This is a genomic window from Ligilactobacillus agilis (assembly GCF_025311475.1).
Classification (GTDB): Bacteria; Bacillota; Bacilli; order Lactobacillales; family Lactobacillaceae; genus Ligilactobacillus; species Ligilactobacillus agilis.
In genome coordinates, this window is the sequence record NZ_CP104397.1 from 895,074 (window position 1) to 920,648 (window position 25,575).

The window sequence follows — 25,575 nt, forward strand, 5'->3', positions numbered from 1 at the left end:
TGTTGCTTAATCATTCTTAGCAAGTTTAGCTAAGAGTAGATCTAACCCTAAACTGACCAAACATGCTAGTAGCAAGCAGATGATAAAACTAGGTAGGCCATAAAGGCAAGCCAAGCTTAAAAAACTGCCGAGCAAGAGGTGCGTGAGTTTGATTATTCCTGTCAGCTTCAAGACCTCCTTTCACGTGAAAAAGCCCCCAGGCTGGGAGCTAAAAAAATTAGGCTGCTGGTTGGTCTACCGGGCCTTGGGCAGCGGAGTAGACAATTTCTTCATCCTTGGTGATATAGGAAGCAGAAACAGGTGTCCCATATAAGGGGCTGGCAATTCCGTCGGCGTCAGTGGTTTGGAAAATATTTAAGGCAATAATTTGCTCCATGCAGTCCTTTAAAGTGGCTGCATCTAAATTAGTGTTAACGTTTTCAAATTTGAGGTGACGAACGGTGTGGTTAGGGGTTAAAAACTTCAAGTCTAAAATCTTCATGGTATCTTCCTCCTGTTAAAATTATTCTGCTAATTGGTTAACTTCAGTAACGGCGATGAATTTGACGTCATCTCCCGTTAGCTTTTCGACCAGCTTGCTAAAGTCGATTACCTTTTGATCATCAACATCCTTACCGATTGATGAGAAACTGCGGTGACCGTCGATTGCTTCTGCGTTGATAGTAGTTAAACGTAAACCCTTCTTTGTCCATTGTTTTTCCATAATGAAATCCTTCTCTCTTGATAATTTTTTGTAGCGGCTACGATTCCTATCTTACACTTAAATTCGACAAATACAAGGAATTTATTTTTTTATATCCTGTAAAATTTTTTATAAGTAAAAAATATTTGGATGTATATTATAAAAAAAGCATTGCATTTTTTGAAAAATGTTTTATTATAAAAATTGTGATTTGTGAAGCGTTTTCATAAATTAACAATGATCTTAAAATTAGGAGGAACTGAAAATGGAAGAAGAATTTATAACGATATTGCCAGCCCAAGTCCGCTACAACCGGGACCTTAAGCCAAATGAAAAGGTCTTGTACTCAGAGCTGTTAATAAAGTCATACCCTCTGGGATATTGTGAGATTAATAACATGGAACTGGCAACTAGCTTTCATGTTACCCGCCAAAGCATCTCTGGTTGGCTCAGTGATTTAGTACGGGCTGGTTATATTGAAATTAAAGTTAAGATTACTGATCCTAAGTTAGGCAGAATCGAGCGCAAGATCTATCCGCTAGTCAGCGCGGAGACCAGACAGGCCTTAAGTAAGTTATATGCGGAGGGCTAGTAGGGTATGTTTTCTGAGCAAATCGAAGAGCGAATAGTGGGCATCGCCTTAAAAAATCCTAATCTAGCTGATGATCCCGACTTTAAGAGTCGTTATTTTATGGGGGAGCGGGCCCAGGCAATAGCCGAGGCCCTGTGTGTTTTGCCTACTGAAAAACGCTCTTTAGCTAACATTTGGAATGAGTTAGATAATGGTTACAACCAGCACAACTATCCCATAAGTTACGATGACTTAGTAGCCTTAGAGGAATTAATTGCCGGTCAGGCCAGCTTTTATCGGGATTTACAGGTTGTTAAGCGTAACTACTTAGAAAATGCCCTCCAACAAGCAATGGTTAATTACAGCCAGAATCGTTCGCAGGATCACCTTGATAAAGTTAGTAGTATCATTGAGGCTTTAAATACGATTAATACCTGTGATAGTGGGGAGTTAACCGTAGCCAGTCAAGAATTTAGCGACCAATTAGCCGGTAAGGGTCCCAAGGCAATTAAGACTTTGCCCAAGCTGGATGTGCTTTTTAACGGGGGCTTGTCCGGAGCCAAGTTAATCGCTTTAGGAGCTAGACCGGGCCTAGGTAAAACAGCTTTTGGCTTAAATTTAGTTCAGGCCATCTTAGCCAATAATGCCGAGGCTCACGTCGATTATTTTTCCTTAGAAATGAGCAAATTAGAAATCTTCAAACGGCTTATTTCATTGCAAACGCAGATTCCCCACAGCTATTTAATCAATCCAACTAACCGTAAGCTCGACCGCATCAAGTTAGAGCAAGCCCAAGAACAAATTTTGGCTAGCAACTTACAGGTGTATGACTCACTTAGAACTTTAGGCAGTATTTTGGCGGTAATTCAAGCTCACGCTAGTCAGTATCGCCAGCAATATGTTGTTTTTATCGATTACCTCGGCCTAATAACGCTTGACCAACAGTACCAGTTAGACCGGTATCTATTAGTTAGTGAGATTACCCGTCAACTAAAGATGTGCACGCTTGACTACCAAGTCCCGATTATAATGCTGTCGCAATTGAACCGCGCCGTGGAAAGTCGCTTAAATAAGGCGCCCCAACTGGCCGATTTACGCGAAAGTGGTTCGATTGAACAGGATGCTAACTTAGTGGCCTTTTTATACCGGCCAGAAAAGGATTTACATAAGATCAACTTGATTATCCGCAAGAACCGGGAGGGCTGTTTAGGCGAACTAACTTTTAAATTTAAAGGGGAGACGATGACATTTGAATGATGAAACAATAGCTAAATATCGGATGAAGCTACCAATTCAGTTAGATATTCCAGAAGATCAATTAAATGCGCGCGAGTTCATCCGCCTAATTAAGAAACATAAGTTACAGGTAACCAAGGCAGTAGAAACACACCTGGCTTCTGCCTGTCGTTACCGGAATTTAATAAACGGCTTGAATAAAGAAAGCTACATTAAGAATTCAAATGGTTTTATGGCCAAAAAGCTAGTCGAACTTGATAAACTACGGGTGATAAGTATCTCTAACGCCCTCAGTGTCGCCTTTTACGAAAAAGAATTAGACTGTCGCTTAGTTGAGGATGCAGACGACTTCTTAAAGCTGACGAAGGTCAAGCACCAAGGCGATTTAGACAAGGTGAATGAATACGAGCAGTGCATTTTGAAACTGTCGCAAAACTACTGCGAAAGTTATCGCGTAATGGTTACCGAAGATTACATCGGGGGTAAGTTGCCGAAATTTGAGTGAGGGTTGAGGCAAGTATAAATAAAAAGAATCTAGTCCAGAAATAAATTATCCGCAAAGCAATATACTCTTAAGTTTTTTTAATTTTATGGTAGTTAGCTGCCTATATGTTTGTTGAAAAAACCAGATCTAAAAGCAACCGTCCTTACGTTGGCGATCTTAACAGGGGACGGTTGTTTAGCTATTTAGGAATTTTGGTGAGGTTTGCACCGAAGTATCGTTTAGGCAGTTTGGTTAACAATTTTTTGAAGCTGGCTATTATCCTTTTTAAAAGGTAAAGTCGTCTTAACCGCACCAGCCTTTAGTTGAGCTAGCTAATTTTCTAACGGTGAGAAGGAAGTTCCGAATTATTTATTTCGCCAAGAAAAGTATTGATTTAGAACCTGATAAGGCTAAGAAGATTAGTTACTTACGATGATGGACATCCTTTGGAAAAGGTGGTAAAACTATTGAATAATATTACTTTGTAAAGGAAGTCGATACTATTGAATATTGCTGCTATATTTGCTGGTGGAGTTGGAACAAGGATGCATACAAAAGAATTGCCTAAGCAGTTTTTAAAAATTCATGACAAGCCAATCATTATACGCACTTTAGAATTGTTTGAAGAAAATCCGGAAATTGATATGATTGTGATAGCCTGTGTGGAAAATTGGATTGGCTACTTAAATAAGTTAATTAGTAAATATAATTTACGCAAGGTACAAAGAATTGTTAAAGGCGGTAAGAGTGGTCAAGAGTCTATTTATAATATATTAAAAGCGGCTGAAGAATTGGGGGATAGAGATAAGGATATAGTTCTGATTCATGATGGAGTACGTCCACTTATTACACAAAAAACGATTTTCGATAATATTACTTCAGTTAAGAAAAATGGGTCTGCAATTACTTCAGTTAAGGTAAAAGAGACAGTATTAATTGTTGATAATGATGAATCCATAACCGAAGTTCCAGATAGAGCTACTTCAAGATTGGCTAGGGCACCACAAAGTTTTTACTTAGACGATATTTTGTCTGCTCACGAAAAAGCAATATCGGAAAATAAATTTGATTTTATTGATTCTTGTTCAATGCTCCAATATTATGGAAAGAAATTATATTTAGTTGATGGACCACAAGAAAACATTAAGATTACAACGCCGGATGATTTCTATACCATGCGTGCCTTATTAGATGCAAAAGAAAATGCGCAAATTTATGGAATAGGGGATTAGGATGATGAATGTACTAGATAAGGACTTACAACAATTATTAGCTTCAGATTTGGAATTTAACAGGTTTAAGGATACAAATTTTCTTATAACCGGGGCAACAGGACTGATAGGATCTTTATTAATCAAATCAATACTTTTTTTGAATAGCGAGAAAGACTTAAATGTAAAAGTATATGCAATTGTAAGAAACTTGGAGAAAGCTAAAGGTGTTTTTGGGGAATTATACAATAATGAAAGATTAGCTTTTGTTACCGCTAATTTGAATACAGATAGTATAGATGTAGAGGATAAGATAGATTATATAGTTCACGCTGCTGCAGTTACAAGATCAAAAATTCTAGTGGAGAAACCAGTAGAGGCTATGGAAACGGCAATTAATGGCACCAAAAAGATGCTAGAGGTAGCCAAAAGAGATAGAGTTCGTAAAATGGTGTATATTTCTTCTATGGAAATATATGGTAGGGTAGATTCTTCAAAAAAAGCTGCGGAGTTAGATTTGGGATATGTAGATTTGACTAACGTAAGATCAGGGTATCCAGAAAGTAAGAGAATGTGTGAGCTAATGTGTAATGCGTATGCAAGCGAATATAGGGTTAATGTGACTTCTGCCCGGCTTGCGCAAACATTTGGTGCCGGTATTTTGTCTAATGAAAATAGGGTTTTCGCTCAGTTTGCCAAAAGCGCAATAGATGATAAGGATATCGTATTACATACAGAAGGACTTTCTGAAGGAAATTATGTTTATACTATGGATGCAATTGAAGCTATTTTATTATTATTGTTAAAGGGGAAAAATGGGGAGGCGTACAATGTCTCTAATCCCAATAGTCATATTACGATAAAAGGGATGGCCGAGCTAGTTGCTCAAAACTTTTCTAAAGGTAGCAAAGTGATCATCGATATACCTGATGACAGTAAGAAGTATGGTTATGCCCCTGAAACACACTTATGGCTTGATGCTACTAAGCTGGAATCGCTTGGATGGAATCCTAAGAATAATTTAACAGAAAGTTATGCAAAATTGATCGAGTGGATACGAGAAAATAGCTAGTTAATGTGCAATGATTACTTGAATAATACGGAGATGAATTATTGGCTTAGCAAAAAGTAAAATTCTTTTGCAGAAAGGACGCTGATTTAAATTTTTGAAAGCGAATACTTGCTTTTTAAAAGCGACTTTGCTAAGATAATTACAAGCGTTGTTTCCAAGAGTTGCCACCACTAGCCTAGCTAGTCAAACGAAACTTTAAGGAGGCGATAATATGATGAGATGGTATTTAATCGATCTTGTTGTAGATGGTAAGCACACTAATGTTTTGGTGCAAGCCACATCTGTTGAAGAAGCAGAAAGAAAAAGCAAGCTGACAGCTTAATTAAAATGAGGATCAATTAAGATGGAAAAAATAAGCAATAGCTATTAAAAAGCACGTTTCTTAAATTAATAAGAAGCGTGCTTTTTTTAAGCAGATTTGGTTAGTAAGCCTTGGTAATAAAAGCTAAGTAGGCTAGCTAACAAAAAGGCGCCCAGGCCGAAAATAAAGGGTAGTTGGGTATTTAAATCGTAAAGCCCCCCGGCTAAAAAGGCGCCAATAATCATTCCCAAGGAGTTAATTGCCTGGTAAAAGCCCAAGACTAAACTCCGGTTAGCCTTAGTAGCTTGCATGGCAATCACGTCTTGTAAGAGTGGGGTGACGATGGCGTAAAAACCATAAAAGATGATGATTAGGCCAACGTAAGCCCAGATGCCTGGCAGAACTAAGGCTAGTAACAAGCTTAAGCTAGCCAAAAAGTTGATGACCACCAGGGACTTTTTGATGTTAGTTTTCTTCATTAAATACAGTCCCACCGTGGTGTTAGCCAGTAGGGAGATTAAGCCGACTGCCCCCTTAAAGAGGCCGTTATAGCTACTGTTAAGCTGATAGACGTCCTTTAAATAGTAATTAAAGGCTTGATCGACGGCGGTGTAGGCCGAAAAGACGAGGGTGGCAGCTAGAAAGATGATCACATAAGCCCAGTTCATAAACTGGCGGCTGGCTAAAAAGGCCCGAAAAGGGTTAGCCTCTTTCACTAACTGCCTTAAAGCCAGCGGTTGGTCAGTGGTTTTATCTGTTTCTAGCAGCCAGTACAAGCCACAGGCAGTCAAAAATAGTTGGATGATTTGCAGGTTTAAAATTAAGGGCAGTGACCAGGCTCCAACTAAGCCCCCGATAAAGTAGCCTAAAGCCCCGGCGACCGTTTGGATGGTCGCATTGATGGCCAGATTTTGACCCCGGCTGGCGTTGGTGGATTTATTGGTAATATAAGTTAAGGCCCCAACAAAGAAGGCACCGCAGGCCAGCCCGGCAATTAAGCGACCAACCAAGATCCAGCCAGCGCTAGTACAGTAGGCAAAAAAGATTTGCCCGAGCCCGTAACCGGCTGAACCTAAGGCCATCGTTAATTTAGAATTGATTAGGGCGCTAACTTTGCCCCAAAAAGGTGAGGCTAAAAACATCCCCAAGGCCATAAAAGCAAAGGCTAGCCCAAACATTGAGTCGTTAAACCCGAGTAACTTGAAGTAAGTCGGGGTTACCGGGTGGGCATACGACGAGGCCAGGCTAAAACAAATCATGAGCGCAAAAAAGGTCTTTTGCTTGGGCATAAAATTTCTCCTTTATAAAAACTTAACTTTTCTAGTTTAGCTGGTTTGGGGGCGAAAAAGCAAGTGTTAAGCCTATCTTTTTTAAGGCGAGTCTGTTAGGATGAAAGGTGACTAACAGGAAGGAAGTTTAAAATGGAATTTACAAAAGTTATTAAGGCCACAGGTAACCAACAGATTAAGGACCTGAAAAAATTGCATACCACTAAGGGACGCAAAAAGGCGGGCCGCTACCTCTTAGAAGGCTGGCACCTAGTTAAAGAGGCGTTGGCTAGTCAAGCGGACATCACGACCATTCTAGTTACCGCCGACTTCAAACACCTAGCTGAGTTAGAGGGTTTAAGTGGGATTGATTTGATTGAGATTTCACCGGAAGTAGCCCAAAGTCTCAGCGACGCTAAGAGTGCGCAGGGCATTTTTGCGGTTCTTTCGCTAGCTAAAACGGTCCCGGTTGAGCCCAAAACAGCAAGGGGGGCCTGGCTACTTCTAGACGGGATTCAAGATCCAGGTAACATCGGTACCATGGTCCGGACCGCGGATGCGGCTGGTTTTAGTGGGGTCGTCTTTGGAACTGGGAGCGCCGATTTATACCAATCCAAGGTCTTGCGGGCCATGCAGGGCAGCCAGTTTCACATTAAGCTAGCCCAAGGGGAGTTGCTTCCTTGGATTGAAGCCTTTCAAGCTAAACACTACCCAGTCTTTGGCAGTGAATTAAATGAAGCGGCCCGGCCCTATAATCAGGTTGGCAAGCACCAAGATTTTGCTTTGATTATGGGTAACGAGGGCAATGGAATGCAAAGACAGCACCTAGAGTTGACCGACCTTAACCTTTATATCCCGATTAAAGGGCAAGCGGAGTCTTTAAACGTGGCGGTGGCGGCCGGAATTTTAATGTTTGAACTGCTGGCCTAAAAAGATTAATTTTTTCTTAGCTTAGTATAAATCTGCTTGCAAAACGAGGCCGATATTGTAGAATGAAGGTGTAGGAAAGAGAGTAGGTTAGCAGTTTAAGAATAGAGGTAATCGGCTTATATGTTAAAAGAAACATGGCGTAACGACCAAGAGTACATGAGCTATGTCGGTGAATTGTTGGCAAAACCGGAAGTTCAAAAACTGGCTAATTATACCCAGCATCATTTTTCAACCCGGTTGCAACATGTCATTACGGTCTCTTATCTCAGTTACCGTTTGGCCAAGAAGTTTAACTTGAATGCAAGGGCCACTGCGCGGGCTGGAATTTTACACGATTTATTTTATTACGACTGGCGTGTAACCAAGTTTGACCGCGGGACTCATGCCTGGATTCACCCCCGGATTGCGGTTAGAAATGCAGAAAAACTAACCACGCTAAGTCCCTTAGAAAAAGACATTATTATTCACCACATGTTCGGGGCAACCATTTGCCCACCTAAGTCGTTAGAAGGCTTAATTGTTTCGTTGGTGGATAAGTATTCAGCAACTCAAGAATATTCTGAACACTTAATCCAAGAGTTTGAAGGGAAAATGCTTAAAAAATTTTCCTTTGCAAAAGTAAGTAAATAGTGTATCATAGGTATGAAGGCACTATTGTACGCTTTTAGGGTCTACTGGCAAGTGCTGGTAGACCTTTTTTGTAGATAAGGGGGTGAAGGCATGTCAACCGAGGTAGCAACAGCGCCAAACTTTAAGTTGTGTCCTAAGTTTGAAAAAACTTTTAATATCCTAGGTAAGAAGTGGAACGGTTTAATTATCGATGTCCTCTTGTCTGAAGGGCCACAACGGTTTAAGGATTTGGCTTCAAAGGTCGACAAATGTAGTGACCGGGTTTTGGTGGAACGTTTGAAAGAACTAGAAGCCGACGGGTTACTTGAGCGTGTCACCCAGCCAAACAGTTGTCGGGTTTTATACCAATTAACTGACCAAGGCCAAGCGCTAAGACCGGTGATGGAATCAATCCATACCTGGGCGGAAACTTGGTATTCACTAGCAGATTGTCAATAAGGCTTGACGAAATAGTTTTTTTTGCATACACTTAGACTGATAATAAAAAAACGGTGACGGAAACTAGTAAGTTAGGCGTTAGGTCAGAGAGGGATTGGGAGCTGTAAAAATCCTCCTAACTAATAACCGAATTTCACTTCCCGAGTTTACTTAGCAGTCGGATTCATGCCCGTTATCAGCATGACTTAAGTGTTGCGTAAGCAAAACAAGGGTGGTACCGCGAAGCCTCGTCCCTTTAGGGGGACGGGGCTTTTTTATCGTTTTAGGAAAGGAAGGCGGAATTGATGGATTTATGGCAAAAACTAGAAGAATTAAAAAAGACTAGTTTATCTGATATTCAAAAGGCTGATAATGAAAAAAAGGTTAACGATATTCGGGTTAGCCTCCTAGGTAAAAAGGGGGCGTTAACCGAAATCTTGCGGGGAATGAAGGATTTAAGCCCTGAAGACCGGCCTAAGGTAGGGAGCTTTGCTAACACCATTAGGGACGAATTAACCAAGGAAATCGCTAAGCAAGCCGAACAAATCGAAGTTGCGATGATGGCTAAGAAATTAGAAAAGGAAAAAATCGACGTCACCTTACCAGGGGTTCCGGTTAAGGAAGGCCAACCTCACATCTTGATGCAGGTGATTGACCAGTTAGAAAAACTCTTCTTAGGGATGGGTTATAAGATTGTAGACGGTCCTGAAGTCGAAGAAGACCACTATAACTTTGAGATGCTTAACTTGCCTAAGGATCACCCGGCTAGGGACATGCAAGATACTTTTTATATCACTAAGCAAATCTTGATGCGGACCCAAACTTCGCCAGTGCAAGCCCGGACCATGGAAAAACATGACTTTTCTAAGGGCCCATTGAAGATGATTTCACCAGGGAAGGTTTACCGGCGCGATACAGATGATGCGACCCACTCGCACCAATTCCACCAAGTTGAAGGGTTGGTCATCGACAAAAATATCACCATGGCGGACCTAAAGGGGACTTTAGAATTAGTGGCTAAGACCTTATTTGGAGCCGACCGTGAAATTCGGATGCGGCCAAGTTACTTCCCATTTACAGAACCATCTGCCGAAGTGGACGTTTCTTGCTTCAAGTGTGGTGGTAAGGGTTGTGCAGTCTGCAAGCAAACCGGCTGGATTGAAGTTTTAGGGGCCGGTATGGTACACCCTAACGTCTTAGAAATGGCTGGGGTCGACTCAAGTGTTTACGGTGGTTTTGCCTTTGGGTTAGGACCTGACCGCTTCGCCATGCTTAAGTATGGGGTCGACGATATTCGCGAATTTTACCTCAATGATGTTCGCTTCTTAAATCAATTCTCACAGAAAGGATAAAGTTAAATGAAAGTTTCAACGAAATGGTTAAATGAATACGTGCCTGTGAGTGATTTAGACCGCAGTGCCTTAGCTGAAAAAATTGCGCGGACGGCAGTTGAAATTGCTGCTGATTACCGCTTAGATGAAGGCTTAAAGAAAGTCGTGGTGGGTCATGTTTTGAGCATGGAAGCTCATCCCGATTCTGACCACCTAAATATCTGCCAGGTAGACGTTGGCCTAGACGAACCTTACCAAATTGTCTGTGGGGCACCTAATGTTTTTGCTGGGGCCAAGGTAATCGTGGCCTTACCTAACTCATGGATTGGTAACCACACTAAGATTAAAAAGTCCAAGATGCGTGGGGTCGTTTCTATGGGAATGATTTGCTCCCTCCAAGAATTAGGCTTTAGCGACAGCGTGGTGCCTAAGAAATATGCGGATGGAATCTACATCTTGCCAGCAGATGCACCGGTGGGCCAAGATATCTTTTCTTACTTAGGAATGGACGAAGACATTGTTGACGTTGATATTACCCCCAACAGGGCTGACCTCTTATCAATGCACGGGGTAGCTCATGAAGTGGCGGCCATCTATGACCGCAAGGTAAGTTTTCCTGAAGTAACGGTTGCTGAAGACCCTAACGACTCGGTGGCTAACTACTTAACGGTAACTGCGCCAAGCGAGCTTGCTCAAACTTACATGATGCGGGTTATCAAGGACGTTAAGGTTAAGGAAAGTCCAATCTGGCTGCAAAGTCGGCTTTGGAATGCCGGGATTCGGCCTTTAAATAACGTTGTCGATGTAACTAACTACATCTTACTTGATTACGGGCAACCACTACACGCTTTTGATTACGCCCAACTTAACTCCAAGCAAGTAGTCGTTCGCTTGGCTAAGGAAGGCGAAAAGTTAGTGACCTTAGATGGGCAAGAACGGACCTTAAAGGCTACCGACATGGTAATTACTAACGGGGACGTGCCGGTTGCTTTAGCCGGGGTCATGGGTGGTTTAGACAGTGAAGTTTCTGACCAAACCACAACGGTGGCCTTGGAAGCTGCGGTCTTTGATCCAAGCAAGATTAGAAAGACTGCCCGCAGAGAAAACCTTCACTCAGAAGCATCAACGCGCTTTGAACGGGGCGTTAACTTGGCTGACGTTCAAACTGCCTTGGATAAAGCAGCTAGCTTGATTGCCGAATTGGGGGCAGGCCAAGTTGTCAGCGGGATTGCAGCTGTCAACGACTTAGATTTAGCTGACAAGCAAATTGAAATCAGCGCCCCTAGAATCAACAAGGTTTTAGGAACGGATTTAAGCGTAGAGACAATTAGCAACATCTTTGCCCGCTTAGGTTTTGGGGTTGTGGCTAACGGTGCAGATTTAACGGTGACCGTACCGGTAAGAAGGTGGGATATTGAAATTGCTGCCGATTTAATTGAAGAAGTAGCCCGCCTTTATGGTTACGATAACCTCCCAACAACCTTACCAACCGGGGAAACGACCCCAGGCCATTACACTTATGAACAAAAAATGATTCGCCAAGCCCGCGCCCTCTTGGAAGGGGCCGGCTTATCTCAAGCTATTTCTTACGGCTTGACTACGGAAGCTAAGGCTAAGCGGTTTGCGCTTGAACCAGCCAAGTTAACTAAGTTAGACTTCCCAATGAGTTCGGAACACACCACGGTGCGGATGAACTTAATCAGTGGCTTGTTAGACGATTTAGCCTATAACGCTGCCCGGAAAAACGAAGACGTGGCCCTCTACGAACAAGGCCGGGTCTTCTTCAGGGATGAAGGCTCAGAACGGCCACGGGAAGTAGAACACATTGCCGGGGCAATTACCGGCTTGTTCCACCAGGCTAGCTGGCACGATGGCAAAAAGGCAGCCGACTTCTACCTAACTAAGGGGATTGTCGATTACCTTTTAACCAGCTTTGGTTTAGAAAACGTTAGCTACCAAGCAACGGCCGCGCATGATGAAATGCACCCCGGCCGGACGGCTGATATCTTTGTTGGTGATGAATTTGTCGGCTTCATCGGGGAAGTCCACCCAACCATCTTGAAGGAATACAAGCTTAAGCGGACCTACGTCTTTGAATTAGACCTCGCTAAGTTGATTTCTTTAGATAAGAAAGAACTAGTTTACCAACCAGTTTCCAAGTACCCAACCATTACTAGAGACATTGCCATGGCAGTCGCTAAGGAAGTTTCTAACGCTGCGATTGTTGAAACAATTGAGGCAAATGGCGGACCTTACCTTAAGGAAGTTAAACTCTTTGACCTTTATGAAGGTGAGCACATCGACTTTGGCTTTAAGTCACTTGCTTACACCTTAGTCTTTAACAACCCTGAAAAGACCTTGGTTGAAGAAGAAGTTAACCAAGCCTTTGACAAGGTAGTAACCGAACTAAAAGCTAAGTTTGACATTGTCGTTCGTTAATAAGCTAAAAGAGGCCCCCAAAAGGGTCTCTTTTCTTGTAGCTGAAGGGCTTTCTTGTTTGCGCGTATTGCGCCTAAAAAGTCCATGGGTTATAATAGGAAAGATGAATTTTTCCGTAAGGGGGCAAAAAAGAGCGTGGCTGATGATAAAAATAAGCAGGCGCCAATAGCTGGTGCACCTAAAAAGCGGGCTAAGGGAATTGTAATTGGGGTAGTAGTGGTAATCTGCGCCCTAGTGATTGCGATTTGTGGTTTTGGTTACCACTATGTCCAAGATTCACTAAAGCCGCTTAATCCTAAGTCACATAAGCTAATTCAAGTTAAGGTACCAGTAGGTAGTACCAATAAACAAATTGGAAGCTTGCTTGAAGAAAAGCATGTAATCAAAAACGGGATGGTCTTTGATTACTATGTGAAAACCAAGAAATTTAACGGCTTTAAGGCGGGTTATTACGTTTTACAACCATCAATGACTTTAAGCCAAATTGCTAAGAAGTTAGAAAAGGGTGGCTCTTCTACCCCACTGATTAATACCGGCAAGGTCTTAGTTAAAGAAGGGGTTACCGCCGATGAAATTGGAACAGTGGTTGAGGAAAATACTCGCTTTAAGAAGAAGGATTTCTTAGCGTTATTAAATGACCAAACCTTTGTTAACCAGTTAGCAAAACAATATCCAGAGTTGCTTTCTTCCGCGGTAAATGCTAAGGATACCCGCTATAAATTAGAAGGTTACCTGTATCCGGCAACTTACGTGGTGACTAAGTCCGTGAGCCTAAAAGACTTAGTGACCCAAATGGTGGCGCGGGCTAACCAGGCTTTAAGTCCTTACTATAGCCAGATTGCCGCTAAGAAGTACAGTGTCCAAGAGGTAATGACTTTAGCTTCCTTGGTTGAGCGCGAAGGGGTAACAGAGGCAGACCGTAAGGAAATTGCCGGGGTCTTCTTAAACCGACTCGACAAGGACATGGCGCTGCAAACTGATATCTCAGTCCTTTACGCCTTAAATGTCAAGAAGGCTAACGTTACTTACAAGGATTTAAAGGTTGATTCACCTTATAACCTCTACTTGAACAAGGGTTATGGACCAGGGCCATTCAACAATCCAAGTGTTGATTCGATTGAAGCTGTCCTAAATCCAAGTGACCGTGATAAAAACTACCTGTACTTTGTTGCCAATATGAAGACGGGTAAGGTTTATTACGCGGCAACTTACGCCGAACACCAGGCTAACATTAAAAAAATCGAAACCGAAAATGCAAACTAATTCCAAGGGAGAAAGAATTTCATGTCACAACAAGCAAGCAACAAGCGTCCGATTATAATTGGGGTTACTGGGGGATCCGGTAGTGGTAAGACCAGTGTATCCAAGGCCATCTTTGAACAACTTCACGGCCACTCACTTTTGATGCTCCAAGAAGATTCTTACTACAAGGCACAAGATGAAAAGCCATTTGAAGAAAGAACTAAGGTTAACTATGACCACCCAGATGCCTTCGATACTGATTTATTAATCAAACAAATTCATGAATTGCTAAACTGGAAGTCAATCGAAGTGCCCGTTTACGATTACGCAGCCCACACACGGAGTAAAGAGGTCATCAAGAAGGACCCTAAGGAAGTTATCATTGTCGAAGGGATTTTGGTCCTAAACGACCCCCGCTTACGGGATTTGATGGACATTAAAATCTTCGTAGATACCGATGACGATATCCGCATCATCCGCCGGATTCAACGCGACATCGAAGAACGGGGGCGGTCCTTACAATCTGTTATCGACCAATACTTGGCCACGGTTAAGCCAATGTACCACCAATTTATTGAACCAACTAAGCGCTATGCTGACATCATCGTTCCTGAAGGGGGCGAAAACCAAGTGGCAATCGATTTGTTAGTCACTAAGGTGCGCGACATTATTTCCAAAACTAATTAACGAGGTGTAACTATGAGTGAAAAGACATTTCCAATGACTTTGGAAGGAAAAGAAAAATTAGAAAAAGAATTAGAATACCTAAAGACAGAAAAGCGGGCTGAAATCATTAAACGCATCCAGATTGCGCGTTCTTTCGGGGATTTATCTGAAAACTCCGAATATGAAGCAGCTAAGGACGAACAAGCCTTTGTTGAAGGTCGGGTTAAAGAAGTTGAAAACATGCTTAACCACGCCGAAATCATCGATAACGGGGCAATCGATGCTGACGAAGTAGCCGTTGGTAAGACGGTTACCTTCCAAGAAGATGATGACGAACCAGAAACTTACCAAATTGTTGGGGCCGCTGAAGCAGATGCCTTTGCTGGTAAGATTTCTAACGAATCACCAATTGCTGCTGGCTTAATCGGCCACAAATTAGGCGAAACAGTTGCGATTGAAACACCCGGTGGGGTAATGAAAGTCAAGATTATTGACGTAAAATAAACCTGTTAAGCAGGCAAGGCGATTTGGCTTTGCCTGCTTTTGTTGTATAATTAACTTATCTTTTATTAGTGAAGGTGATTTGATGGAATTAAATGAAACCCTAAAAAAACAGCTAGACCACCGGACCATCCGGGCCTTTAAGGAACAAATCCTAAGCCAAGAACAACTAGTAACCTTGTTAGAAGTGGCACGCCATACTTCAACGAGCATGTTTATGCAGGGCTTTTCGGTAATGCACATTACTGATCCTAAAAAGCGGGCGGCTATCCGGAATATCTCGACTCAGCCTTACGTTGGGGCCAACGGTGACTTGTTTATTTTCATGGTTGATTTATACCGCAATTACCAGATTAGAAAGCAAACGGGGCATGACGCAGGTAGGGTCCATACCACCGATATTTTTTTACAAGCCTATGAGGACACTGTACTCGCCGTTCAAAATGTTTTAAACGCGGCTGAAAGCATGGGCTTAGGTGGGGTAATTTTAGGCTCAATCAATAACGACCCGGCCAAGTTAGTCGAAGTCTTGGACTTGCCTAAGTTAACCTACCCAGTTTTAGGCTTACAAGTTGGAGTCCCAGACCAAGCCCCCCAATTAAAACCACGTCTTCCCCTTGAATTTATCGCCTTTGGCAATGACTACCCCAAGGACTTTAAGGCAAGCGACCTCAAGGATTATGATGAAGTCGTTCAAACTTACTACGACTTGCGCGATGCCAACCGGCGGATAGATTCCTTTACTAACCAGGTTATTGGACCGAAGTTAAGCGTAGCATCTAAGAAACGTGACGAGCAAGTTAAGGTTTTAAAGGCCCAGGGCTTGTGTCTAGATTTTAACTAAAAAAGTGCTAGCAATCAATGACGGACAAGATTGATTGCTAGCACTTTTTTAAAGCTTTAGCTGTTATTTAATTAAGGCGTTAAAGTTTCCTCGCTGCTACTAGAGCTGGGGGTTAAACTGGCCTGGCTTGAAGAAGTCTGGCTGCTGCTAGTAACACTGGTTTGACTAGTTTGGCTACTAATCTGACTGCTGTTTGAGTTCAAACTGCTAGTGGCGCTAGAAGCACTGGCAGAGCTGAGTGAACTAGTTGCTGAGCTGGTGGTGGTGCTAGCAAAGCCGCCCAGGCTACTTGAACTTGACGCTGGGACGCTAAAGCTATCACTAGCATCGTCATCGTCTGCGGTTAGGTAGTAGTAAGTCTTACCGTTAATCACCTTAGTCGCAACGTCGCTAGGGCGGGCCCAGTCTTGGTTAGGCAGGCCTTGGGAAATGGCTTCGATTAGGTGGCGGTAAAATTCGATAGGTAACTGGCTTTGGGCCGGGGTTAGGTAGTGGTTAGGTTGGTAGGGGTTATCATACCCCATCCAAACGGAAACCGAAAAGTTTTTGGTGTAACCATTAAACCACGCGTCCATTAAGGCGTCACTAGGGAAGTTAGTAGTGACATCCGCCGGGTAAGCGTTGGTCCCGGTCTTGCCCGCCTGGTAGAAGTTAGGGATGCTGGCAGCCCGACCGGTCCCAGCTCCTGAGTAGATAACGTCTTTGAGCATGGCGGTAATCATGTAGGCGGTTGAAGCTTGCATGACCTGCTTTTTCTTGCTGGTAAACTTCCGCGTCTCACCGGCTGGCAAGACAATTTTGGTGATGTAACGCGGCTCATAGTAAGTTCCCCCGTTAGCAAAGGCAGCGTAGGCAGCCGCGTTTTGCAGGCTGGATGAAGGGAGGCCAATCCCGTTTTGGAGTTCCAAGTTGTTGGGGTAGGTGAAGCCCAACTGGCTAATGAAGTTTTGAGCCCGGGTGATTCCGACCGCCTCTAGGGCCCTAATAGCCGGAATGTTTCGTGACTGGATTAAGGCATCTTGCATGGTCATTTTACCTAGGTGGCGGTTATCGAAGTCATGCAACTCTTTATCAGTCCCAGCGTAGGTATAAGGACCATCGTCTAATTCGTGATAGGTCGGCCACTCCAGGTATTCGATGGCCGGAGCGTAGTCGAATAAAGGTTTAGCAGTCGAAGCGTTCGTCCGGCTGGTTTGGACGGCCCGGTTAAAGCCAAAGGTGACGTTATCAACCTTGCGGGCCCCAATCATCCCTAAGATAGCCCCGGTCTTAGGGTCGACTACACTGGCCCCAACTTGGAGCTGGTCATTAGGGTAGGCTAGCTCATTTGAATTGGCTAGCTGGTAAAGCTTAGTTTGGACCTGCATATCCAGGTTGGTATAGATTTTTAAATCACTCCGGTAAGGATCATAGCCAGCCTGCTTAGCGCTGCTTAAAACCTGTTTTAGGTAAGGGTCGGCTAAAATAGCCTTCTGGTTGGTTTGACTCTGAGCATGGCTAGCTTTAGGCACCAAGCCTGAGCTAATGTCTTCATTAATTGCCGCTAGGTAGGCTGGCTGACTAATTTTCTTGTTAGCCAACATGGCCTTTAAGACGGTGTTTCTCCGCTTGGTTGCCTTTTGCAAGTCGCTATAAGGGTTATAAGTCGAAGGGGCGTTGGGAATGCCCGCAATGGTTGCGGTCTGGGCTAGTGATAAGTCGGCCAAATCCTTACCGTAGTAGTATTTAGCCGCCGTTTGCATCCCGTAAATCCCGTTGCCCATAAAGACCTTGTTGACGTAAAACTTAAGGATGTCTGCCTTTGAGTACTGGTGGTCTAGCTGTAAGGCTAACCAGGCTTCCTGGGCCTTGCGTTTAAAGGTCTGATCAGATTTCTTGGTTGAAAAATAGGAGAGCTTGATTAGCTGTTGGTCTAAGGTACTGCCCCCCTGCAAGGCCCGGTCGGGGTGCTTTAAGTCGGCCACAGCTGCCCCTAAAATTCTGACTGGGTCTAAGCCGAAGTGCTTGTAAAAGTGGCGGTCTTCAATCGAAGTCACCGCGTCGGCTAGCTGGCTAGGGATTTCATTAGCCTTGACCGGTTGCCGCTTTTGCAGGCCCAGCGAAAAAATCTTCTGGCCTTGGCGATCGTAAATCGTAGTCGTCCCGCTACTGATTAGGTAGTTATTGTCTAAGGCAGGCGCTTGTCTAGCGTAAATAATAACTAAGCCGAGGACAAAGCAGATAAACACGATGGCTAAAAAGACCAGGCTGGCAATTAGGCGGCGGAGTCTTCCTTTCCAAGTAACCTTGCGCTTCCGCTTTTTAGGGCGCCTTTTTTTGACCGGCCGTTTTTTAGGTTGTGGCCGTCTTTTAGCCTGGCGTTGAGGTTTTTTTTCCATGATAAAAAATACTCCCATTAAAAGTCTGAATATACAGTAACACAAAAGCGCCCAAGAAAAAAGCTTGACAGCTGGAAAACGTTTTTTAGAAAAAAAGAAGTGGGTTTTTGCTTAAAAAAGTTTTTTTTTGACCGATTTAAATTATAGAGATGGATATTTAGGAGGAATTTTGATGGATTTTATGGTTGTTGTTGGGATCTTAATGGGGGTCATCGCCGTTTTAGGGGGGATGATCGTCAAGGGTGCCAACTTAATGGTTTTTGTTAACCCCGAAGCGTTACTAATTATTTTCGTGGGGATGTTTGCCGCCGTAATTAATTCCTACCCCTTAAGCGATATTAAGCGGATTCCCGGGATGTTTAAAGTTCTCTTTACTAACCGGGATTACAATCCAGTCGCTACGATTGAATCAATTGTAGAAATGTCTAATATCGCCCGCCGGGAAGGATTATTAGCGCTAGAGGAGCCGGTAAACCAAATCGAAAATGAATTTTTGAAGCGGGGCTTAGAAATGGTAGTTGATGGTATCGACGCCGAACAGATTGAAGAAATCATGTACACCGAAATCGAAGCAACTGAAGAAAGACACCATGCAGGTGCCGGCATCTTCAAGACCGCCGGGACGACTTCCCCAACCTTAGGGGTGTTGGGGGCTGTTATCGGTTTGATTGGGGCCTTAGGTGACTTAAGTGATGTCGATAAACTAGGGGAATCAATTTCTTCAGCCTTTGTGGCGACTTTATTAGGGATCTTCTTTGGGTACGTAATTATGATTCCGTTTAGTTCCCGTTTAGCCAGAAAGTCAGCAGAAGAAATTCAGGTAATGAATATTGCTTTAGAAGGTGTCTTGTATATTCAAGCTGGGCAATCGCCTAAGACCATCAAGCAAAAACTGTATTCAAAACTAGAACCAAAATTACGTCCAGAAGACGAAGAGTAGGAGTGATTGGAGATGAAAAGACGAAAGAAAAAGCGCGAGGAAGAAGAAGTCGGAGAAGGTTGGTTATTGCCTTACTCCGATATGATGACCTTACTATTATCCTTATTCATTGTGCTTTTCTCGATTGCCAAAGTGGACTCGCACAAGTTGCAACAGGTCTCAAGCGTCTTTAGTCAGATCCTTTCTAGTACAGGTTCAACCACGATTGCGACTAGTCAAGAGACGGCCATTGATAATGTGATTGACCTGGGGGATACCCCGAAAAAAGGTAAGGGGGGCGCACCTAACGTTAAAGGTGAAGCCAATGTTAAAAGCCAGGCTAACGTCAACACGATTAGCCAGGCGGAAAAAGCCGAGGCCCGCTTGCAAGCGGAAATGCAACAAAAGCAAACCTTTAACCAGGTTACCCAGGAGGTCAAAGATGAGCTGGCCCAGGCTGGGATTCAAGGTAATTCGACTGTAAAGCAGGAAAAAGATGGGATTCATATTAACTTGGATTCTAACATCCTCTTTGATTCGGGGAGTGCTGAGCTATCTGACCAGGTCCAAGCCGCTTTAAAAAAGCTGGTACCAACCTTAAAAAAGGTGCACACCTACCCCGTAATCATTGCCGGACATACCGACAACGTACCGATGGCTCATACTTGGCGCTACGCCTCTAACTGGGAGCTAAGTTCTGCGCGGGCAATTTCGGTCATGCATTTCTTCGTTAACAACGGGGCCTTCAATGAAGACGGGGTCTCGGTAGAAGCCTTTGCTGACACCAAGCCGGTTGCAAGTAACGATACCGCCGCCGGCCGGGCTAAGAACCGCCGGGTTGAAATTATCATTCAAAAAGCAAAAGACCAGTCCTAAAAGACAAGACGATATCCATCTAGATTATAAGTATTGAGAAGGAGAATAGTTGATGAATACTAAGGGCACCAAGAGTGTGGGGAGAATTATTATTGCCATCTTAATGGCGGTTTCCTTGCTGTCAATCATTATTCTGACAGCCGGAACTTACAAGAGCACTAAAGACTTACTGATTCAAAGAAATCAGCTGTCAGAAGAAAGTGCCGTAACGGTAGTTAACGATGAGGCCACTAACTTACGCCTCTCTGCCTTTAAAAAGGCTAAGGATATTCGTAAAAACGCGCTGTTTAACGGCGATTCTTACGATTTAGACCAGATTCAAAAGTTTATGGACAGCAACCAAACCGGGAATGACCGGATTGTCGGGGTCTACTTTAGTAATGACCAAGGGAAAATGATTTCTGGTTTACGAGAGATGCCTAAGAACATGGATACGCGGACAAGACCTTGGTATAAGGGGGCTGTTGCCCAAGAAGGAACTGTTTACTGGTCCAAGCCTTACAAGGATATTGCCAGTGGCCAATACGTTGCCACTGCTTCGTTAGCTTTTAGAAACAAAGCTAACCAACTAGGGGTGATTGGGGTCGACATTTCCTTTAGTGCGATTAACAATACCATCAAGCATTTAAGCATCGGTCGGACTGGGTCTGTGACGATGATGACCCGCCAAGGGGACGTTATGTCTTCCGAAGGGAAGGGCAAGAAGTACCAAGATGGGACAAACATCGCTAATTCCGAAGTTTACCAAGCAATTAAAAACTCACCTAAGTTATCAGGTTTTGTTCAACTAAAGGATGGTAATAAGGTATCAGCAGTTTACTTTAACAAGATTAGAGCTAACTCAACATTGTGGACCTTTGCCTTTGTGGATAAAGACGATTTAGCTGTAGAAACCCGAGCTTTAATCAGAAACTCAGCAATCTTAGTTGTCGTTATGTTAATAGTGGTCTTTGCCATTTCCTTCTTCTTAACTAAACAGATTAAGGGAATACTTGACAAGTTTGGCTCCTTCTTTGACAAGGCGTCTAAGGGTCAGTTGGCTAAGATTCCAAGTATTAAGGCCGGCCACAAGGCTAGTTTAGTTGATAAGTTTACCAACCCGGATGCAAATGGCTATGAATTTAACCGACTAGCGGTTAGCTACAACCAAGTGGTTGATGGGATTAGCGCCATGGTTCATAGTTTGCAATCTGAAAGTCAACGGGTAGATGAAATGGCCGCTTCTCTTTTAGAACTTTCCCAACAAACTAGCAAGGCGACCGAAGAAGTTTCCCAAACGATTACTGGGATTGCCGAAGTCACGAGTACCCAAGCGGCTGAAACCGCCCACGGGGTTGATCAGCTTCACAAGTTGGCGGAAACAATTAACGACATGCGCCAAAGCATCGTGCAATTACACGACCAAACTAACGATTCCAGCGCCCTAAACCAAGAAAACATGGACACCATGGACAAGGTTCACGCTAACTGGAACAACGAATTAGCAGAGATGAAGCAGTTGATGGAAAGTGTTAATGACATGAGCGCTAACGTCCAAAACATCAACCAAATCATCAATGTCATTAACGATATTTCCCGCCAAACTAACCTGTTAGCACTTAACGCTTCGATTGAAGCCGCTAGTGCCGGGGAAGCCGGGAAAGGCTTTGCCGTGGTGGCCGCTGAAATCCGCAAGTTGGCCGAACAAAGTAAGGAATCGACGGCTGAAATCGAAAAGATTATCGAAACTATTCGTCAAAAATCAGACGAAATGGTGGCCCAAACTAATAACTCAATTGAGGGTGGACAAAAGCAAACCGACTTAATCCTCTCTGCAATTAAGTCAACCACTGCTGTTTACCAAGGTAATAACCAAATGACTACTGAAGTTAACACCTTAGATACAGCTAGTGCAAGCATTGAAAAGGCGCAAGAACAAGTCTTGTCCAACCTGGAAAATATTTCCGCTTCTACCCAAGAAAACGCAGCCGGGACCGAAGAAGTTTCTGCTAACTCCGAAGAAGTCCTCGCTACGATTGAAGAATTTACTGGCCACGTAGCCGATTTAGCTAACATTGCTAAGGAATTACGCAAAGAAACAAATAAATTTAAAATTTTAGACTAAACTAAACAACCAAAATAAGATAGAAAAAAGGCACTGAAGATTTCAAATCTTCAGTGCCTTTTAATTAATACCAATTATGGCTAAGCCAGTGTTCCTTAGCCTTAACCCAGGAACCATAGCGGTTATGAACGTAGTTATTAGCGGTTTTTTCTTGGTTAGCTGGAGATAGGTCGCCCTTGAGGTAGGCGAGGTCTAACTGATACTTACCATAGTATTTTCCGTTTTTCGCCGTGTAACTGCCACTTGATTCGTGGGCGGCAATCCAAGCACGAGCTTCTTCTTCGGCCTGGCTAGCCAGGCTAGGTACGGTTGAATTAGCCTGGCTGGTAGTTGCATTAGCCACCGTAGTCACGGTGCTAGCCTGACTTTGGTTAGCCTGCACTGGAGTGCTTGCTTGGCTTGAACTTAAGTTGATGACCTGGCCAGGGTAGATCAAGTCAGGGTTTGTAATGTGATTGACTTTGACTAGCTGTTCCGTGGTTAAATTGTGGTCGGCAGCAATCTGGCTTAAGGTGTCGCCTGCCTTGACCGTCACCTGGGCTTGGTTAAGCTGCTGGCTAAAAGCAACTTGCTGGCTGCTTAAATCTTTTTTAAGCGCCGAGTTAGGAAACAGGCCGGTGATTGTTGCCAACTGACTTGCTGAAACTTGCACGCAAAAATTCCTCCTTTTGGCTACCAATTATAAGCCAAATGCTCAGAAAAAAATAGGACAAAATTTTTTCTTAATCCCGCCGGGTCCGTTGGTAAAAGAAGCCGGCCGAAAAAAGGGCAAAAGCTGCCGCTAGCAGGGAATAAAGCCAACTGGTGGCGCTATGGTGCTTTTCTTTTTTAGCAAACTTAGCCTGAGGGGCGGTATAGCTAGCTAGCTTACCGTCGCCTTTAGTTTGACTGGCACTAGGCTTTTTAGTCTGGGCTGCCTTGGTTTGCTTAGCCACGGGGAGCGGCGTTGTGGGGCTAGCTTGGACTTGGTAGTTGGGCTGGCTAAAGCTGATTTGCTTTGGACTAGGTGGAAAGCTGACGCTGGTTCTTTGCTTAGCCGTCCGTAAGGTAAGTGGTTGTGAAGTTAGGTGTTGCTGGCTGGTTTTTAACTGGTTAGTCAAGTTGGTAACGGTAGTTTGTTCTTGACTAATTAAGCTAGCTAATGTGCTGTGAAACCGAGCTACCAACTGGACTTGCTTAGCTTCTAGTTGGTTTAACTGGCTAGTAAGTAAGTTAAGCTGGGCCATCATGGTCGCTAACTCTTCTTTAAGGTTAGCTAATTTGGCGGCTAGCTCGGTTAAATTAGCCTCCAAGTTTGCTTGGGTCTTGGTTAGCTCAGCTAGCTGGTCAGTAATTTGCGCAAGCTTAGCGGTCAGCTCAGCTATTCTGGCTGTTAATTCATCTGGCTGGGCGCTTGCATTTGCTAACTGTTCCTTAAGGTCAGCTAGTTCCTGGGTCAACTCAGCTTTGTTAGCACTTAAGTCTTGGAGTTGGAGCTTGACGGCGGCTAAGTGGTCGTTAAGTTGGGCTTGGTTGACTAAAGTTTGGTCTAAGTCGGTTTGCTTAGCAGCTAGCTGGGTCTTTAGCACGCCAATTTGCTTAGTTAAATTGGTGATGGCCTGGCTGGTTGTTAGCCACTCTTGGTAAGTTGCTTGTAAGCTAGGGTAAGCTACCCCGGGATCTAATAAGCCTTGGGTTTGGCTTAGTCTTGTTTGAAAGCTAGTCAAAAAACTTAGCCGCTGTTGGTGAGCGTTAAGATTTTGACTAATGGTTTGCTTAAGTGGACTAGCAAGCACCGTGGTTGGTAGGGCTAACAATAACAACCCAGCCCCACCCAAATAGGCTTTAGTCTGCATAAAAATTCCTCCCTAAAAGTCAATAAATTAATAATAAAATAAAGCGGAAACAAAAAGCAAACCAAAAACGTTTACACAAACTTAAGTTCTAAAATAATGTATATACAAATGTCAAAAAATACAAAAATATTAAAAGCTAAAATAACTAAAATATATTAATGTATATAATTATTTTTTGGATAATATCTGCTACATAAACTTTTATTTAATTAGTTTAGTAAAAAAATAACCCGATTAACCCCTTATGAAATCAAGGATTATCCGGATAAATCAAAAGCAAAAGCTTAAACCTATTTCTAACTATACTAATGGTAATGATAATTTAATTATTGTCAATAAAAAGATTGATTTTGCGCTAAGATTTTTATTGTAAAACCCAACTTTCTTGTATATACTGAAAATATAACGGGGACTTAGAAAAATAACCAAATAACTAAAAACTGTTTAGCTTTTGGTTGGTAAGAAAGGTGGGATTAAATGGTCGCAAGCGAGAGCACTTATAGCTTATTAAGACAAGCAATGGCTGTTTCTAATCAGCGGGCAAGCTTGATTTCCTCAAACATTGCTAACGTCAACACGGCTAATTACAAGGCAAAACAGATTGTCTTTGAAAGCCAGCTGGCCGATGCCACCCAAGGTTTAGCCTTAAACCGGACCCATAAGGCGCATATGGGTTACCTAGGGGCAAGCCAAGGAGCTTATGTAACTGCTAATAATACCGGCGCAGTTAAGGAAAATGGAAATAATGTCGACCTGGATAGTGAGATGGTTAACCAAGCGATGAACACTATCTACTACGAAGCTTTAGAAAAGCAAATTTCAGGCCGACTATCAATGCGCAATTACGTAATTAACAATTAAGGAGTTATTTAAGTGAGTATTTTTAATGGATTACAAATTAATGCTAGCGGGCTAGCCCTCGAACGCTTGAAACTAGACACGGTTTCGACTAACATCGCTAACTTAAATACTAACCAGACGAGAAACTCGGCTGCCTACCATGCTAAGTCGGTGGTTTTTTCCGAGAATATGAAAACAAGTCTTAATAACGGGCCGACATCTTCAGGGGTTAAGGTGCTAGGGATTGATGAAAACCTGGACCGTAACCTAAAGTATGATCCAACTAATGAAGTGGCTGACGCTAATGGTTACGTAGAGCAATCAAACGTTAACCTCTCAGACGAAATGGTTAATATGATTCAAGCGATGCGGACTTATGAAGCCAATGTGTCTGCACAAGAGGCCAATAAATCGATTTTGACTAAGGCCCTTGCAATTTCGAAGAATTAGGGAGGAATAAGCGATGAATCTTGGAGCAATCGATCCAAGTTTGGCGGCCTACCAGGCTAATTTAGGCCAGAGTTTAGGTTTAACTAAGGAGCAAGCAACTAGTGCCAAGCAAACCTTCAGTGACTACTTGGATAAGTCAATGGCCAGTCTAAACCAGTCGATGGCCGTAGTTAACGACGGAACTAAGGACCTTGTTTCCGGAAAGGCCGAAGACTTGGGCCAAATCATGGTAAACATGACCGAAGCTCAGTTGAACTTACAAACGGCGGTTCAGGTTAGAAATAAGGTTATTACAGCCTACAACGATCTTAAAGAAATGCAATTTTAGTTGACCGGGAGGATATGTAA

26 protein-coding genes and 1 other annotated feature are annotated in these 25,575 nt (G+C 43.2%); of the genes, 20 read left to right on the forward strand and 6 right to left on the reverse strand.

Translation table 11 applies throughout. The annotated features are described in order from the left end of the window. Positions 1 to 217: 217 nt before the first annotated feature. A complete protein-coding gene (locus tag N4597_RS04410; RefSeq protein ID WP_260904871.1) occupies positions 218 to 481 on the reverse strand; it encodes a DUF2922 domain-containing protein in 264 nt (87 codons plus the stop codon). 21 nt (positions 482 to 502) lie between these two features. Beyond that, the gene (locus tag N4597_RS04415; RefSeq protein ID WP_056977747.1) at positions 503 to 703 is read right to left on the reverse strand and encodes a DUF1659 domain-containing protein; all 201 of its coding nucleotides are present in this window, start codon (positions 701 to 703) and stop codon (positions 503 to 505) included. Between the two features lie 244 nt (positions 704 to 947). Here N4597_RS04415 and N4597_RS04420 point away from each other — a divergent pair, with 244 nt between their 5' ends. The 5 genes from N4597_RS04420 to N4597_RS04440 all read left to right on the forward strand — a co-directional run bounded on the left by N4597_RS04420 (position 948) and on the right by N4597_RS04440 (position 5,256). Next, positions 948 to 1,274 carry a hypothetical protein gene (locus N4597_RS04420; protein ID WP_094128704.1) on the forward strand — a complete coding sequence of 109 codons (327 nt, stop codon included), beginning with the start codon at positions 948 to 950 and terminating at the stop codon, positions 1,272 to 1,274. Between the two features lie 6 nt (positions 1,275 to 1,280). Next, positions 1,281 to 2,510: a DnaB helicase C-terminal domain-containing protein gene (locus N4597_RS04425; protein WP_260904876.1), complete on the forward strand. Its 1,230-nt coding sequence runs from the start codon at positions 1,281 to 1,283 to the stop codon at positions 2,508 to 2,510. Next, positions 2,503 to 2,994 carry a hypothetical protein gene (locus tag N4597_RS04430; protein ID WP_056977753.1) on the forward strand — a complete coding sequence of 164 codons (492 nt, stop codon included), beginning with the start codon at positions 2,503 to 2,505 and terminating at the stop codon, positions 2,992 to 2,994. Before N4597_RS04425 ends, N4597_RS04430 begins: the two co-directional genes overlap by 8 nt. A gap of 482 nt (positions 2,995 to 3,476) precedes the next feature. Next, entirely contained in the window at positions 3,477 to 4,205 is a 729-nt protein-coding gene (locus N4597_RS04435) for an IspD/TarI family cytidylyltransferase (protein WP_172573426.1), read from the forward strand. Positions 4,206 to 4,209: 4 nt separating this feature from the next. Further along, positions 4,210 to 5,256, forward strand: a complete 1,047-nt coding sequence (locus tag N4597_RS04440; protein ID WP_260904879.1) for an NAD-dependent epimerase/dehydratase family protein — start codon at positions 4,210 to 4,212, stop codon at positions 5,254 to 5,256. 408 nt (positions 5,257 to 5,664) lie between these two features. Here N4597_RS04440 and N4597_RS04445 read toward each other — a convergent pair whose 3' ends face one another. Beyond that, positions 5,665 to 6,846, reverse strand: a complete 1,182-nt coding sequence (locus N4597_RS04445) for an MFS transporter (protein ID WP_242073293.1) — start codon at positions 6,844 to 6,846, stop codon at positions 5,665 to 5,667. A gap of 132 nt (positions 6,847 to 6,978) precedes the next feature. On the opposite strand from N4597_RS04445, the gene N4597_RS04450 reads away from it, so the two are divergent. The 9 genes from N4597_RS04450 to N4597_RS04490 all read left to right on the forward strand — a co-directional run bounded on the left by N4597_RS04450 (position 6,979) and on the right by N4597_RS04490 (position 15,825). Next, positions 6,979 to 7,755: a TrmH family RNA methyltransferase gene (locus tag N4597_RS04450; protein ID WP_260904884.1), complete on the forward strand. Its 777-nt coding sequence runs from the start codon at positions 6,979 to 6,981 to the stop codon at positions 7,753 to 7,755. A gap of 120 nt (positions 7,756 to 7,875) precedes the next feature. Next, positions 7,876 to 8,385, forward strand: coding sequence for an HD domain-containing protein (locus tag N4597_RS04455; RefSeq protein WP_204783410.1), 510 nt, complete (start codon positions 7,876 to 7,878; stop codon positions 8,383 to 8,385). A 90-nt stretch (positions 8,386 to 8,475) separates the two neighbouring features. Beyond that, a complete protein-coding gene (locus N4597_RS04460; RefSeq protein ID WP_056977769.1) occupies positions 8,476 to 8,823 on the forward strand; it encodes a winged helix-turn-helix transcriptional regulator in 348 nt (115 codons plus the stop codon). A gap of 44 nt (positions 8,824 to 8,867) precedes the next feature. After that, positions 8,868 to 9,061, forward strand: a binding site (T-box leader). 46 nt (positions 9,062 to 9,107) lie between these two features. Beyond that, on the forward strand, positions 9,108 to 10,154 hold the full coding sequence (gene pheS, locus N4597_RS04465; protein WP_094128734.1) for a phenylalanine--tRNA ligase subunit alpha: 1,047 nt from the start codon (positions 9,108 to 9,110) through the stop codon (positions 10,152 to 10,154). Positions 10,155 to 10,160: 6 nt separating this feature from the next. Then, positions 10,161 to 12,572 carry a phenylalanine--tRNA ligase subunit beta gene (gene pheT / locus N4597_RS04470; protein WP_260904889.1) on the forward strand — a complete coding sequence of 804 codons (2,412 nt, stop codon included), beginning with the start codon at positions 10,161 to 10,163 and terminating at the stop codon, positions 12,570 to 12,572. An 84-nt stretch (positions 12,573 to 12,656) separates the two neighbouring features. Next, a complete protein-coding gene (mltG, locus tag N4597_RS04475; RefSeq protein WP_192944162.1) occupies positions 12,657 to 13,835 on the forward strand; it encodes an endolytic transglycosylase MltG in 1,179 nt (392 codons plus the stop codon). 21 nt (positions 13,836 to 13,856) lie between these two features. Further along, positions 13,857 to 14,501 (forward strand): uridine kinase, encoded by a 645-nt coding sequence (gene udk, locus N4597_RS04480; RefSeq protein ID WP_094128742.1) that lies wholly within the window; start codon positions 13,857 to 13,859, stop codon positions 14,499 to 14,501. A 12-nt stretch (positions 14,502 to 14,513) separates the two neighbouring features. Next, on the forward strand, positions 14,514 to 14,984 hold the full coding sequence (gene greA, locus N4597_RS04485) for a transcription elongation factor GreA (RefSeq protein ID WP_050612076.1): 471 nt from the start codon (positions 14,514 to 14,516) through the stop codon (positions 14,982 to 14,984). Positions 14,985 to 15,066: 82 nt separating this feature from the next. Further along, positions 15,067 to 15,825, forward strand: a complete 759-nt coding sequence (locus N4597_RS04490; RefSeq protein ID WP_094128750.1) for an NADPH-dependent oxidoreductase — start codon at positions 15,067 to 15,069, stop codon at positions 15,823 to 15,825. A 71-nt stretch (positions 15,826 to 15,896) separates the two neighbouring features. On the opposite strand, the gene N4597_RS04495 is transcribed toward N4597_RS04490, so the two are convergent. Next, positions 15,897 to 18,203, reverse strand: a complete 2,307-nt coding sequence (locus N4597_RS04495) for a transglycosylase domain-containing protein (protein ID WP_260904896.1) — start codon at positions 18,201 to 18,203, stop codon at positions 15,897 to 15,899. A gap of 172 nt (positions 18,204 to 18,375) precedes the next feature. Here N4597_RS04495 and motA point away from each other — a divergent pair, with 172 nt between their 5' ends. Genes motA through N4597_RS04510 form a run of 3 tightly spaced genes read left to right on the forward strand, consistent with a single transcriptional unit; the run spans position 18,376 to position 22,102 of the window. Then, complete coding sequence (motA, locus tag N4597_RS04500; RefSeq protein ID WP_050612079.1) at positions 18,376 to 19,143, forward strand: flagellar motor stator protein MotA; 768 nt, start codon at positions 18,376 to 18,378, stop codon at positions 19,141 to 19,143. Between the two features lie 12 nt (positions 19,144 to 19,155). Beyond that, positions 19,156 to 19,998 carry an OmpA/MotB family protein gene (locus N4597_RS04505; RefSeq protein WP_202021685.1) on the forward strand — a complete coding sequence of 281 codons (843 nt, stop codon included), beginning with the start codon at positions 19,156 to 19,158 and terminating at the stop codon, positions 19,996 to 19,998. A 52-nt stretch (positions 19,999 to 20,050) separates the two neighbouring features. After that, entirely contained in the window at positions 20,051 to 22,102 is a 2,052-nt protein-coding gene (locus N4597_RS04510; RefSeq protein ID WP_260905212.1) for a methyl-accepting chemotaxis protein, read from the forward strand. Positions 22,103 to 22,166: 64 nt separating this feature from the next. On the opposite strand, the gene N4597_RS04515 is transcribed toward N4597_RS04510, so the two are convergent. Then, a complete protein-coding gene (locus tag N4597_RS04515) occupies positions 22,167 to 22,754 on the reverse strand; it encodes a LysM peptidoglycan-binding domain-containing protein (RefSeq protein ID WP_056977791.1) in 588 nt (195 codons plus the stop codon). Positions 22,755 to 22,824: 70 nt separating this feature from the next. After that, positions 22,825 to 23,937 (reverse strand): hypothetical protein, encoded by a 1,113-nt coding sequence (locus N4597_RS04520; protein WP_260904899.1) that lies wholly within the window; start codon positions 23,935 to 23,937, stop codon positions 22,825 to 22,827. A gap of 477 nt (positions 23,938 to 24,414) precedes the next feature. On the opposite strand from N4597_RS04520, the gene flgB reads away from it, so the two are divergent. From flgB to fliE, 3 genes are read left to right on the forward strand one after another with little or no spacing between them, the layout of a single operon-like run. Continuing rightward, positions 24,415 to 24,798, forward strand: coding sequence for a flagellar basal body rod protein FlgB (gene flgB / locus N4597_RS04525; protein WP_056977795.1), 384 nt, complete (start codon positions 24,415 to 24,417; stop codon positions 24,796 to 24,798). A 12-nt stretch (positions 24,799 to 24,810) separates the two neighbouring features. Then, positions 24,811 to 25,227: a flagellar basal body rod protein FlgC gene (gene flgC / locus N4597_RS04530; protein WP_260904904.1), complete on the forward strand. Its 417-nt coding sequence runs from the start codon at positions 24,811 to 24,813 to the stop codon at positions 25,225 to 25,227. Positions 25,228 to 25,240: 13 nt separating this feature from the next. Next, positions 25,241 to 25,555 carry a flagellar hook-basal body complex protein FliE gene (fliE, locus tag N4597_RS04535; protein ID WP_050612086.1) on the forward strand — a complete coding sequence of 105 codons (315 nt, stop codon included), beginning with the start codon at positions 25,241 to 25,243 and terminating at the stop codon, positions 25,553 to 25,555. Positions 25,556 to 25,575 lie beyond the last annotated feature (20 nt).